Raw genomic sequence first — 13,503 nt, 5'->3', positions numbered from 1 at the left:
ACTCAGACTGTCCGCACGGGTTGCGCGCACGGCGCCAACAACTCCGCGATCGCGTCGGCGTGGTCGTTCAGATAGAAGTGCCCGCCGTCGAACATCGTGACCTGTATTTCGTCGGTGTGCGCGGCCCAGCCATAGAGGTCCCGCATCGTGACGACCGGATCCTGATCGCCGCAGATCGCGTGGATGCGAGTCGCCAACTTGACGGTGTCGGCGCAGGAATAGGCATCGAATGCCCGATAGTCGGATTTGATGACCGGCAGCGCCATCTTCATGACCTCCCGATTCGCGAAGACATCGGCGCTGGTGCCTTCCAACATGCCGAGATGATCGAGTATTTCCTCGTCATCGGTCGGATGCGGTGGTTTGTCCGCGACGTGGCAGGGCGCGACCGCCGCCGAGATCGTGAGTTGTCGCACATCTATACCCGCGGCCTCCGCGAGCCGTACGAATTCGAACGAGACCAGCGCTCCCATGCTGTGGCCGAATGTGATGATCGGGACGCCGCGGTTGTATTCCGACTGTCGGAATTCGGCGAAGGCGCCCGCGGCGATTTCGGGCAGGGTGCTCGATGCCGGCTCTGCCGCTCGGTCCTGGCGCCCCGGGTACTGGAACACGATGACGTCGAAGTTCTTGCTCAATACCTGAGAAAAGACGCGGTAGGACGAGGCGCCCGCGCCCGCATGCGGAAAGATCAGGAGTGGGAGGAGTTCAGCTGAATTCGGCTTGTGGAACTGCCTGATCCAACTCGGTCTGCGCTGCATGTACTACTCCACATCTCGATCGCTCTCGCTCGACGATCCGCACCAGGAGGGCCGCACATCGAGCGCCGGGAACCGAAATCCCATGCCTCCTGCATACGGTCCGCTGTGGCGAGCCTCGAGCCGAATGGTAGGTAAGGCTATCATAACTTGGACACTTGTACGTGTCCGTGCGGGTATTGCCCTGTGGGCCAAGGGACTCCGCCTACGAGAGGGTCATCGGGCCCGCCTCCAGGCATGGCCCGACCGAGGTTACTGGCGAGGCTATATTGTGTAGGCTAACCTAAGTCGCTAGGTTGAGCGGGCCTGAGGGATATCAGGTGCAAGGCAACAGGCAGGTGAGTTCGATCCGCACTTTCGTTGTGTTGCTGATGTCCGAGAACAACCGCTGAGGAGTTCGGCTTCATGTCGGAGAAGACACAAGCGCCCGATGCCGCGCGTGATTCGGCGGCGCTGCCGGAAATCGAAGACGTGCTCGCGCTGAGCCCGTTGCAAGAGGGCCTGTTCTCCCTGGCCGAATTGGCCGGCGCCGACGATCTCTACATCATGCAGATCGAGGTCGAGATCACCGGTCCGGTCGATGTGGCGCTGTTGCGTCGCAGCGTGGAGGCCATCGTCCGGCGGCACGCCAACCTGCGCGCGGTGTTCTGGGACCGGGATCTGCCGAGGCCGGTGCAGATCGTGCCGCGTTCCATCGAGCTGCCCTGGTTCGAGCGTGTCGCGGATGCATACGAATTCGCCGCCATCGCGGAATCGGAAGCGCGTCGCGGCTTCGACCTGGAGCGCGGCCCGGCTTTGCGGGTCGTGCTCGCGACGCTGCCCGACGGGTCGCGCAGGATGATCTTGACCGCGCACCACATCCTGATGGATGGATGGTCACTCGGTGTGTTCTTCCGCGAGGTCTTCGCGGTGTATCAGGCGGGAGGGTCGGCCGCCGCGCTGCCCGCGCCCCGGCCCTACCGCGACTACATCGGCTGGCTGGCGGCCCGGGACAGCGAAGCGGACCTGCGCCTGTGGGCCGACTATCTCGGCGATGTCGAGCCGCTCATCCTCGGTGAGCGCTCATCCTCGATCGTCAACACGATCGTGCCCGAGGTGCACAAGCTGACGATGGACGCGGTCGACACCGACCGGGTGCGGCGCTGGGCGGGCGCGCACGGGCTCACCATGAACACCGTGGTGCAGTTCGCCTGGGCTCTCGTGCTGGGCAGGCTCACCGATCGCCGGGAAGTGGTGTTCGGCACCACCGTCTCGGGACGACCCGATGAGCTGTCCGGCGTGGAGACGATGATCGGCCTGTTCATCAACACCATTCCCGTGCGAATCCAGCTGGGCACGAGAGAATTCGATGCCGACCGCGTCGCGGGAGCCTGCGCACAGCTCCAGCGCGAGGCGGCGGCGATGCGGGACATCGGTTACCTGAGCCTGTCGACCATCCAGCGCGCGGTAGGCCGGGGCGCGCTCTTCGACACCCTTTTCGTCTTCGAGAACGCCCCCGTGGCCGACGTGTTCGGGGCGATCACCACGAGCGATGGCGCCCGGTTCCAGATGTCGGTATCACAAGGCCTCACCCACTACCCGCTGGCGGTGGTGTCGTATCTGCTGGACGGCGAATTGTCGGTGGGAGTCGAGGCCGTCCCCGCGTTGCTCGGCCGGCTTTCCGTCTCGGATCTGGTCGCCCGGCTCGTTTCCGTCCTGCGCCGCTTGCCCGCTCTCGGCGACGGGGATCAGGGTGCGTTGGATGTGCTGCTGCCGCACGAACGTCCACGACTTCCCGAGGCGACGGCGCAGGACATACTCGGCGCGACGGTGCCGGAGTTGTTCGCCCGTCAGGTCGCGGCGACGCCCGACGCGCTCGCGCTGACCACCGAACACGAGCGGTACACCTACCGTGAGTTGTCCGAGTCCGCGTCCCGCTTGGCGGCTGTGCTGGCACAGCGCGGGATCGGCGCCGAAGACGTCGTCGCACTCGCCTTGCCGCGATCCGCGCAGTCGATCGTAGCGATCCTGGGGGTGCTCGCCGCGGGGGCCGCGTACGTTCCGGTCGACATCGACCTACCTGCCGCGCGCATCGAAACCATCGTGCGTCAATCGAAGCCGCGCCTGGTACTGGTGGACGGCGCGCGCGCCGCCGCACTGGCCGAAGTCGCCGGTCTGCCCCCGGTGCTCGCTATGAGCGACGCGGTGAACGCGAAAGGTTCTGTGATGGCCTCGCCATCGTTCGAGCCCGCGCGATGCGCCTACTTGATCTTCACGTCCGGTTCGACAGGAGAGCCCAAGGGCGTGATGGGTACCCACGAGGCGTTGGCGAGCTACTTCGCCGACCACCGCGACCGGGTCTATCGGCCTGCGGTGGCTCGATTGGGTCGGCCGTTGCGGATCGCGCACGCCTGGTCGTTGAGTTTCGACGCCTCATGGCAGCCGCTGATCGGGTTGCTCGACGGCCACATGATCCACCTGTTCGGCGCCGAGGAGATGCGGGACGCGCAACGGCTCGTCGACGGTATGAACCGGCACCGAGTGGACATGATCGACACGACACCCTCGATGTTCGCGCAGCTGGCGGCAGCCGGGTTGATCGATGATCGTGGTACCGCCGGGCCGGCGATCCTGGCGTTGGGCGGCGAGGCCATCGGCGTGGCGTTGTGGAAACAGCTGTGCGCTCTGCCGAATACCGCGGTGTACAACTGCTACGGGCCTACCGAGACGACGGTCGAGGCCGTGGTGGCCTCGGTGGCCGACGCCGCCGCGACGCCGACGATCGGCGTTCCGACCGCGGGCATGACCGGATACGTCCTCGATTCGGGGCTACGGGCGGTCCCGGACGGTGTCGTCGGTGAGCTCTATCTGTCCGGCGCGCAGCTGGCCCGCGGTTACGTGGGGAAGTCGGGTGTCACCGCGGAACGATTCGTCGCGGACCCATTCCGCTCCGGTGAGCGGATGTATCGCACCGGAGATCTGGTGCAGCGGTTGCCCTCCGGTGACCTGGCGTACCTGGGACGCGCGGATGGCCAAGTGAAGATTCGCGGCTACCGCATCGAGACAGGTGAAATCGAAACCGCGCTGCTGTCGTTGCCGCAGGTGCGTGCGGCCGCGGTGATCGCGGTCCGCCGCCCGAGCGGCCCGACGCTGGTGGGGTTCGTGGTCGGCGCGGACGGCACGACCGCCCAGATACGAGCAGACCTCGCCGAGCGCCTGCCCACATACATGATCCCGCATCGCATTCTGGTCCTCGACGCCCTCCCGGTGACCACCAACGGCAAGCTCGACGCCCGGCAGTTGGAGGTGACAGCGCGGGAAGCGCTGTCCAGCGCAGGCGGCGAAGGCCCGAAGACCGAGACCGAACGCAGCCTCTGCGCTGTGGTCACCGAACTGACCGGAGGCGCGAAGCCGGGTGTCGAAGACGATCTGGTCGAGTTCGGCCTCGACAGCATCGTCGCCATCTCGCTGGTGAACGCGCTTCGCGGAAAGGGAATATCGACCAGCCCGCGGATGGTGCTCACCGCGGGCACGATCCGGGAACTGGCCGCACGAATCGATTCCGGAGTGACACCGGGCCGCGCGGCGACGGCGGAGGACTACGGCGCCATCGGCCGGGTTCCGATCCTGTCGTGGATGCACGAGTACGGCGGATATCGCAGATTGTCGCTGTGCACCCTGCTCGAGCTTCCCCCGGGAGTGGACCAGCCGAGACTGGAGGCCGCGCTGCAGTCCGTCCTGGACGGACACGACCTGCTGCGGTCCCGCTTCAGCGAGACCGCCACCGGATACGACCTGCACACCCGCGCGCCGGGTTGTGTCCGCGCGGCCGACATCCTGACCCGGGTGCGGGAGGGCGCGGACTTCCGGGCGAACCTCGCGGCCCACGCGCGCAGCGCCGCGGCGCAGATCGACCCGCTCGCCGGTGACCTGGTGCGTGCGGTCTGGTTCACCCGATCCGAAGCCCCTGATCTGCTTCTGCTTTCGATCCATCACATCGCGGTCGACCCGGTCTCCTGGTACATCATCTGTGCCGATCTAGCCGAGAGCTGGGCCCGGCTCACCGCACCGGGTCAGACCGCCACCGCGCAGATCCCGGCCTTGGCTCCAGCCGAGGAGTACACCGGGTACCGCCTGTGGGCGGAGCGGATCCGGGCGCGCGCCGGCGCTGTGGACGTCGCCGCCCAGCGCGAATACTGGCTGCGCCAATCCACCGGAGCGGATCCGGTGCTCGGTGCTCGGCGCCCCGATCCGAAGACGGACACGTTGTCCTCGTGTCACGTCCACCCCGTACTCGTCCCCGTCGAGACGACGGCCGCGATCCTCGACGGCCTTGCCGGCGAACTCGGCGTCCGCGAGTTCCTCCTCGCCGCGCTCACCATGACCTTGGCGACTTGGCGCGTCTCGCGTGGCCAGGATCCGACCGGCGGGGCATACGTCGCGATGGAAGGCCACGGTCGCGAAGACGCGTTGCTCGGCGAAGACATCGATACGGCGCGTACGGTCGGTTGGTTCACGAGCATATTCCCGGCGCGCTTCGGAGCGGGTGCGGAATACGTGGATATCGATGCTGCACAGAATTCTCCGGCCGAGGCGAGGGCACTGATCGATGCCATCGCCGCACAGCTGACGGAGATACCGAACCGCGGTCTGGATTACGGCGTGCTTCGCTATCTCGAGGAGGTACCCGAACTCGTCGGCGCGCCGGAGCCGCAGGTGTTGTTCGACTATCTCGGGCGCCTCGATCTCGTCGGTGCGAACAAGCCGTGGACGCCGGTGACCGACACCGAACTGCTCGAGCGACTTCCGATGTCGCCCGAACCCGAATTCCCGCTCCGGCACGCGATCGACGTGATCGCGGCGGTGCACGCGACGCCGGCGGGCCCGCAATTGGTCACTCTGCTGCGTTGGAGCGACGCCGTGTTCACCGAAGCCGACGTGCATCGGTTCGCCGGACTCTGGCGTGCGGCTGTGGCATCGCTCGAACGCGCGTTGTCGCCGATCTCGGTCGACCGCACAGCGGTTTCCGACTTGTGATCCGCCGACCCGCAAGCGCCCCCGTCGACTGAAGGACGACCATGTCAGAAGATATTCTCGAGCGTCGGAAGCAATTGCTGCAGCAGCGACTGCGTGAGCAGAACTTGCAGGCGCCTACGCCGACAACCGTGCCTGCCCGAAGCGGTGGCGAGCCGAGCCCGCTCTCGGCCGCACAGCGCCGCATGTGGTTCGTGCAGCAACTCGATCCCGACGACACCACACTGAACGTGTGCGTCGCTTACCGCCTGGACGGTGACTTGCAGCCCGATCGGCTCCGCGCGGCGTGCGCCACCGTGGTCGCCCGGCACGAGATCCTCCGCACCACCTACCACGTCGACAAGTCCGGCGAGCCGTATCAGGTCTCTCGCGCCGAGGCCGACTTCTCCTGGCAAGAGCATGACCTCACCGAACTGCCGGAAAGCGGCCGAAGCCGGCGGATCGAGGTACTCGCGCGCCGGGAGTTCGCTCGTCCCTTCGACCTGTCCGCCGAATCGCCGCTGCGCGTGACGCTGGTGCGCACCGGCGCGGCCGAGCACATCCTCATCTTGGTCGTTCACCACATCAGCTGGGACGACGATTCCTGGCCCGTGTTCTTCGCCGAGATGAACGCGGGCTATCGGGATGGCGCGCTGCCGGAGATCCACGCGCAATACGTGGATGTCGACGCTGCCGCACAGGGCGAGGAAATCCCGGCTGCCGACCTGGCCTATTGGCGCGCCGAGCTGGTTCCTCTGCCCGAGCGGCTCGAGCTGCCGGGCAAACACGCGGGAAGCGCGCGGTCCAAGAACGCAGGCCGCTGCGTGCGACGACTGGCGCCGGAGCTTCTGAACAAGGTCACCGCCATCGGGCGCGAGCACTCGGCGAGCCCGTTCACCGTGCTGCTCACGGCGTTCGAGGCGGTGGTGCATCGCTACACGGCGGCGACGGATTTCCTCGTATCGGTGCCGGTGAGCAACCGCACCGGCCGCGGCGCCGAGGCCCTCATCGGCTACTTCGGCAATACGGTGCTGATCCGCGCTACCCCCGATGGCGACGAGACCTTCGCGACCCTTCTCGATGCCACCAAAGCCACCTGCCTCGACGCATTCGCCCACCAGCGTGCCGGCGTCGACGAGGTGATCCGCGCGGTGAGCCCCGAACGGGTGGCCGGACGAGACGGCTTGGCGCAGCTGGTCCAGCTGAGCTTCACGACGCGCGGCGCCGCGAACGGTTTCGAATTCCCCGGCATCGAGTGCACCGAATTGGCGCTGGGCAGTGCGGTCGCCCAGGAGGAACTGGGCCTGATGGTGATCCTCGACGACGCGGAGCCTCGCGTCGAGGCCACTTATCTGGTCGACGAACTGGACGAGCGACTCGTCGAGCAGTTCCTCGACCACTACATCCAGCTGCTCGACAGCGCACTGCGCGAACCGGACCGGCGCCTGCACGACATCGACATGCTGGGCGCCGATCGTGCCGACGTCCTCGAAGCCTCGCATGGCACGCTCGTCCCCGAGCAGCCGACTACGGTGGTCGCCCTGCTGGAGGACCAGGTGGCCGCGACGCCCGATCATGTCGCCGTGGCCTCGGACGAGATCGAACTCAGCTTCCACACGCTCAACCAGCGTGCGAACCGATTGGCGCACTGGCTGATCGGCCAAGGTATCGGCGCCGAGGACATCGTCGCGCTGCGAATGGCGACCTCCGTCGAATTCGTCGTCGCTGCCGTGGCCACGCTCAAGGCCGGCGCGGCATACCTGCCGATCGATCCCGCCTACCCGGAGGAGCGGATCGACTATCTGCTCGGCGACGCCCGGCCGAGATCGACCCTCGATGCCGCGGCATTCGCGGCGGCGGAGGCCGCCGCGGCCACGCTGCCCGACACGAATCCGTCCGATACGCAACGGGTTGCCCCGTTGCGACCGTCGAACACCGCGTACGTGATCTACACCTCGGGTTCCACGGGCAAGCCGAAGGGCGTCTCCGTTCCGCACGAGGCGATCGCCGAGCATCTGACGAGCTTCGTCGCGCAATGGGACCTCACCGCGCAGGACCGGGTATTGCAATCGACCTCGGTGAGTTTCGACGCATCGGTGGCGGACATCTTCCTCACGTTGGTCGCGGGCGCACGGGTGGTCATCCCGAAACCGCACGCTTACCGGGACATTCCCTATGTCGCCGACCTGGTGACCCGCCATGGGATATCAGTGCTGCACATGGTGCCCTCGATGCTGGCGACATTCCTGATGCTCCCCGACGTCAACGACTGGAGGACACTGCGACACGTCCCGGTCGGCGGTGAGGCTTTGCCTGGCGAGGTTGCCGACCGGTTCACCTCGCTCTTCGACGCCGAGTTGCGCAACCATTACGGGCCCACCGAAGCGGTTGTGTGCTCCACGCACATGGCGGTCGAGGGACCGCAGGGTACCGGGATCGTGCCGATCGGCATTCCGAATCGCAACGTCTACCTCTACCTTCTCGATGAAGCCCTGCAATTGGTGCCGAACGGCGTAGTCGGCGAGATCTATCTCGGCGGTCGTCAGTTGGCCCGCGGCTATCTGCATCGCCCCGGCCTGACCGCGGAACGCTTCGTCGCCGATCCGTTCCTGCCGGGCGGACGGCTGTACCGCACCGGAGACCTCGCCCGCCGTAACGCCGCGGGAGAGATCGAATTCGTCGGCCGCGCGGACGAACAGGTCAAAGTGCGCGGTTATCGGATCGAACTCGGTGAGGTGGAAGCCGCCCTCACCGACCACCCCGATGTCGCACACGCCGTCGCGGTGGTCACCGAGCACGAGTCGCTCGGTCCGATTCTCGCGGCCTACCTCGTGCCCGCGCCGGGCGCCGACCTCGACGTCGACGCGGTCCGCGCGCATATCGCGGCAACATTGCCCGAGTACATGGTCCCTATGGCGTTCACGGTGATCGACGAGATTCCGCTCACCGCACACGGGAAACTGGACAAGCGCGCGCTGCCGACGCCCGAACCGACGCTGACGCGCACCTACCGGGAGCCACGGACGCCGACCGAGATCCGGGTTGCCGACCTCTACCGCAGGCTGTTCGACCGCGACCGGATCGGCGCCGACGACTCGTTCTTCGAACTCGGCGGCCACTCGTTGCTGGCGGCGCGGCTGATCTCGATGATTCGGGCGGAGTTCGGTATCGAGATCGACATGCGCGTTCCATTCGACACCCCAACCGTCACCGGGCTGAGCGCGTATCTGGTCGCCCAGTTCCTCGACGAGTTCGGCGTCGACATCGATGAGGTCGCCGCACTCGACGAACCCGGCGGCGAGCCGGTCGGGGAGACCGGAGCCGTTGTCGAGGCCCGGGCATCCGTCCGGCCGGAGCTGGTGCGACGGCCGCGGCCGGAACATATCCCGCTGTCGTACTCGCAACGGGTGTACTGGTTGCAGCGGCGGCTCGAGGGTGCGATCGACGGCGAGAACGTCGCGTACCCACTCCGTTTCGACGGTCCGCTCGACCTCGAAGCCCTCCGCGGCGCCATCGATGACGTCGTGGCCCGTCACGAGTCGCTGCGCACCACCTTCCCGGAGCACGAAGGTACGCCGTACCAGCACGTGCACCCGGCCGGCCCGGTGCCGGTGCCCACCATCGAACTCGGCGGTGAGGCCCTAGATGCCGCCGCCGAGCTCGAGCGGGAACTGGCACAGGACGCCGCTTACGTCTTCGATCTGCGAAGCGAACCGCTGCTGCGGCTTCGCCTATTGGTCCTCGATCAGCAGACGCATGTGCTATCGATCCTGATGCACCACATCATCGCCGACCGGCGTTCATGCCAGATCTTCGTCGCCGATCTCACGCGGGCTTATCGTGCCCGGTTACGCGGCGAATCGCCGGACTGGCCGGAACTCGCCATCCAGTTCGCCGATTTCGCGATGTGGGAGCGCGAGGTATTCGACCGCGGGCCGGGTCGCGGCGAGGCCAGCGCGTACGGGCAGGCGCTGCTCGATGATTGGCGCGAGGCGCTGGCCGGAATACCGGACGAGATCGCCGTCGCCCACGACCGGCCGCGTCCAGCGGTGCTGGGACACGATGGCCTGAGTACCACCAGGGTTGTCCCCGCGGCCACCTGGCAGATCGCCAAGGCGCATGCCGAGGCGGCCGGCGCGACCGACTTCATGCTGTGCCAGGCGGTGAGTGCCGCGACCGTGCACGCGCTCGGTGGGGGCGACGACCTGCCGATCGGCGTCGCCGTGGCGAATCGCCTCGACGCGGTGACCGAGGACATGATCGGCTTGTTCGCCAATATGGTGGTATTGCGCAACGACTTGTCCGGTGATCCGACGCCGCGCGCGGTGCTCGGCAGGGTGCGTGATTCGGCGCTGGACGCTATCACTAGGCAGGGCGTGCCCTTCGAGCGATTGGTCGAGACGATCAATCCACCCCGCTCGCTGTCGCGCAATCCGCTGTTCCAGGTGGTGATGCACTTCCGCAACCGCGTGCAGCCCACCGACCTCACCGAGGACGGCGCGACGGTCGTGACCAGTATCGCCAAGTACTATGAAGTCTCGTTCATGGACTTCCACCTCGACTACACCGCGGAGCCCAACGGTGACCTGACGGCGCGTGTCGTGGTGAACTCGGATCTCTACGACGCGACGACCGGCGAGATCTTCGCCGATGTGCTGGTGCGGGTGATCCAAGCCTTCACCGAGCAGCCCGATCGAGCGCTCGGTGAACTGGACATCCTGCCGGAGGGCTGGGATGCCACCAGATCGGTCGTACATCAGGCGTCGACCGCGGTGGCCTCCGACCATCGGGGTGAGAACGCACCCGCATCGCTGAAAACCGACACCGAGCGCACCCTGGCTTCGATTCTCGAAGAGCTCCTCGACATCACCGGTATCGGGCGTGAAGACGGCTTCTTCGCACTCGGCGGCGACAGCGTCATCGCGATCCAATGGGCCGCCAGGGCCGGCGAGTCAGGCCTACCGCTGGCGCCGCAGATGGTATTCGAGCATTTCACGATCGCGGAGCTGGCCGCCGCGGTGGACGACGCCATCGCGAATCCGCCTACCGCCGAGTCCGCCGAGCCGGAGAAGGAGGATCGTCATCACGCCCCGATGTCGGTCTCCGGCCTCGACGACGACGCGCTGCGGGCTCTGCGTGAATCCTGGTCGGCGCGCGGCTGAGCCGCCCGCCCTTCGAAATACGAGGTCCCAGCGCTGAAAAGCGCTGGGACCTCGTATTTTCATGTGCTCGGCGGGAGACGTTCGCGGCTGAGCCGGTCAGCGCGGCGGCGCCGAACCGACGATCATGCTGCCGACGCTGCACTCCTCCAGTTCATCGACCCCCGCCGCCGCGACGAAAGCGGCGGTGTCGCCGAATCCTTGGGCGCACGCGCCCAAGCCCATGGCGGTTGCCGCCAAATAGATCGTCTGCATCAAGACGCCGACATGTTTGAGGATGACGGCGTAGGCGACCTGCTCGTAGGTCCACATCACCCGGCCGGACCGTGCCGCCATGACGAGGAGAACCTGAGGTTCGGCGCCGTTGGTCAACGTCGCGGACGTAGCTTTCAGAAGCCGGGCCACCGCGGGCGAATCCGCCGCCGCGACCGGCCGCAGCACGTGGTCGAACGAGTCGTAGTGGTACATCCCGGGTGCCAGGCCGGCGACGTTGCGCACGATCGGGTAGATCTCGAGTTCGTAGACGCTGCCGCCCGAGGGATAAGGGCGTGATACCAGTTCCTCACCCTCGCCTGCCGGACGCGTGCTGCGGGTCCGGGCCGTGCGATAGAGCAATTCCGCCAGCTGATCGCTGGTGATCGGCCGCGCGTCATCGAAGGCTCTGGTCGAAACGCGGTCTTCGAGCACAGTCGTCAAGGTCGGGTCATCGGCCCTGGCGGCCGCCAGATCGGGGATGGTGAGCGATACCGGCTCGCCGGGATAACTCGCCTTGCGCGCCGGCGGCTGCGCGAACCTGCCCTTCGCCCACTTGGTGGGGCCGAAGTTCTCCCAAGTGATGGTGCGGTCGCCCAGGGTGCTGCGGCGATGGAACCACAGATCCGGCGGATTCCAGCTGCATGTGGTGAACTGCCGGTCCTCCGCATCCGAATCCGCGACCAGGAAGCCGCACCAGTGCAGATCTTCGGTGAACCGCGAGATGAGCGCGGGCGGCAGATCGGTATCGGCTGCGGCAGGCTGGTCGAGCAGTGTGAGCAGCCGTAGATCGTGGATGCGCAGATCGCACCAAGCCAGCGGGTGTTCCAGCACGAAGCCGTGCGAGTCCCGATGCAGCACAGCGAACTTCGACAGCGTCACCGGTCCGGGGAACGGCGCTGTCGGTCGGGGGCCGGGCAGTGCGAACGGGCGGATGGTGTAGAGGTCGCGCCCGCTGTCGCGCAGCGTCACCGCCAACCAGCCACTGCGGGCGAGTCGGTCCATCAAGTCCGTGACATCGGCTCCGCCCGCTGCCGTGGACAGCTCCGATACTGTCGCTGGGCCGCGGTTCAGCATCTTCAGCGCTTGAAGCTGACCGGCGGGGAGGCCGGTCAGCTTCTCGTTGCGCGGCGGATTCAGCAGAATCGCGCCCGTGGGGAGAGTCAGGCAGGTGGCGCCGTCCCGCAGGGCGAATCTGGTCTGGTCGGGATATCTGACAGCGGGCAAACCGCTAACCTCCGCTTGTCGAACCAATTCGATCGGGGCGCTGCTTATTTCGAGGCAGCGGCGAACGCGGGCGAGATCTTGTCCAAGATGTAGGGCACCGAGAGAGCGGTCGGCTGGTTCACGGCGCTGATCTCCTGAGTGGTCAGGAACACGACCGAGCCCTTCTGCACGGCGGGCAGGTCGGCGTATCCCGGCAGTTTGCGATAGGCCTCATCCATGCCGGGGGAGTAGCCGGCCAACAACAGATCAGCGGTGAGTTCGTCGGCGCGCTCCGGCGACAATGCCAGACGACCCTGGCTTGCGGGCTGCTCGGTGAGATTCTTCGGGATGGTCAGGCCGAGCTGGGCGAATACCTTGGCGGAGCCGTCGTTCTGGTCGGTGAGCACCATCAGTTGGGTGGGCCCGCTCAGCCAGGTGCTGGCGAAGGTCTTGCCTTTCAGTCCTGGGTTGGCCGCGATGATCCCCTCGATCTTCTTGTCCACATTCGAAATCACCGCGCTCGCCTCATCCTGCTTGCGCAGCACCTTGCCCAGCGCGGTCACCTGGTCCTGCCACGGGGTGACGGTGTCCTTGGTGAGGCCGGGCAGAGTGGGCGCGACCTTGCTGAGCTCGTCGTAATTCTTCTGATCGGCGAGAAATGTATCGGCGAGAATGAGATCCGGCTCCAACGCGGCGACCTGCTCGGCGATATTGCCCATCGGGTTGAGAACCTTCGCGGATTCCAGCGACTTCGGCTCCCATGGGGGCGCACTCTGGGAGACCATGGCGATGGTGTCGACGTAGCCGACCGGGTTCACACCGAGCGCCAGAGTGGCATCCAGCCACTGGTTGCCGAGGGCGACGATCTTCTTCGGGGTTCCTTCGATGGTGGTTTCTCCACGCGCGTGGGTAATGGTGATCCGATCGCCGGAAGCGGAATCGTCGTCCGACGAGCCGCACGCGGTGACGCCGAGAGTGAGTGCACCGGCCAGTACGGCCACCGCCGCCCTCGTCCACACGCGGGGTGCTCGAACACGCTTCATCGTTGAACCTCCTTCATCGGGGAACCTCCCCAGCTCGGCCCACCGAGGGCCAACTCAGCCAAGGCTAACCTATCTTCCGGATCCCTGAGAAGG

At 66.6% G+C, this 13,503-nt stretch carries 5 protein-coding genes; 2 read left to right on the top strand and 3 right to left on the bottom strand.

Features of this window, described 5'->3' with window-relative positions; translation table 11 throughout:
- Positions 1-2: 2 nt before the first annotated feature.
- Positions 3-761 (bottom strand): thioesterase II family protein, encoded by a 759-nt coding sequence (locus GVY64_RS06485; protein WP_159839666.1) that lies wholly within the window; start codon positions 759-761, stop codon positions 3-5.
- 402 nt (positions 762-1,163) lie between these two features.
- Here GVY64_RS06485 and GVY64_RS06480 point away from each other — a divergent pair, with 402 nt between their 5' ends.
- The gene (locus tag GVY64_RS06480; RefSeq protein ID WP_159839665.1) at positions 1,164-5,774 is read left to right on the top strand and encodes a non-ribosomal peptide synthetase; all 4,611 of its coding nucleotides are present in this window, start codon (positions 1,164-1,166) and stop codon (positions 5,772-5,774) included.
- A 41-nt stretch (positions 5,775-5,815) separates the two neighbouring features.
- Positions 5,816-10,912, top strand: coding sequence for a non-ribosomal peptide synthetase (locus tag GVY64_RS06475; RefSeq protein ID WP_159839664.1), 5,097 nt, complete (start codon positions 5,816-5,818; stop codon positions 10,910-10,912).
- A 96-nt stretch (positions 10,913-11,008) separates the two neighbouring features.
- On the opposite strand, the gene GVY64_RS06470 is transcribed toward GVY64_RS06475, so the two are convergent.
- A complete protein-coding gene (locus GVY64_RS06470; RefSeq protein WP_201297919.1) occupies positions 11,009-12,388 on the bottom strand; it encodes a SagB family peptide dehydrogenase in 1,380 nt (459 codons plus the stop codon).
- A 44-nt stretch (positions 12,389-12,432) separates the two neighbouring features.
- Entirely contained in the window at positions 12,433-13,410 is a 978-nt protein-coding gene (locus GVY64_RS06465) for an ABC transporter substrate-binding protein (protein WP_159839663.1), read from the bottom strand.
- Between the last annotated feature and the right edge of the window lie 93 nt (positions 13,411-13,503).

The sequence above is a fragment of the Nocardia sp. CY41 genome, from assembly GCF_009829325.1.
Lineage (GTDB): Bacteria > Actinomycetota > Actinomycetes > Mycobacteriales > Mycobacteriaceae > Nocardia.
This window is presented reverse-complemented; position numbering and strand designations above follow the sequence as displayed.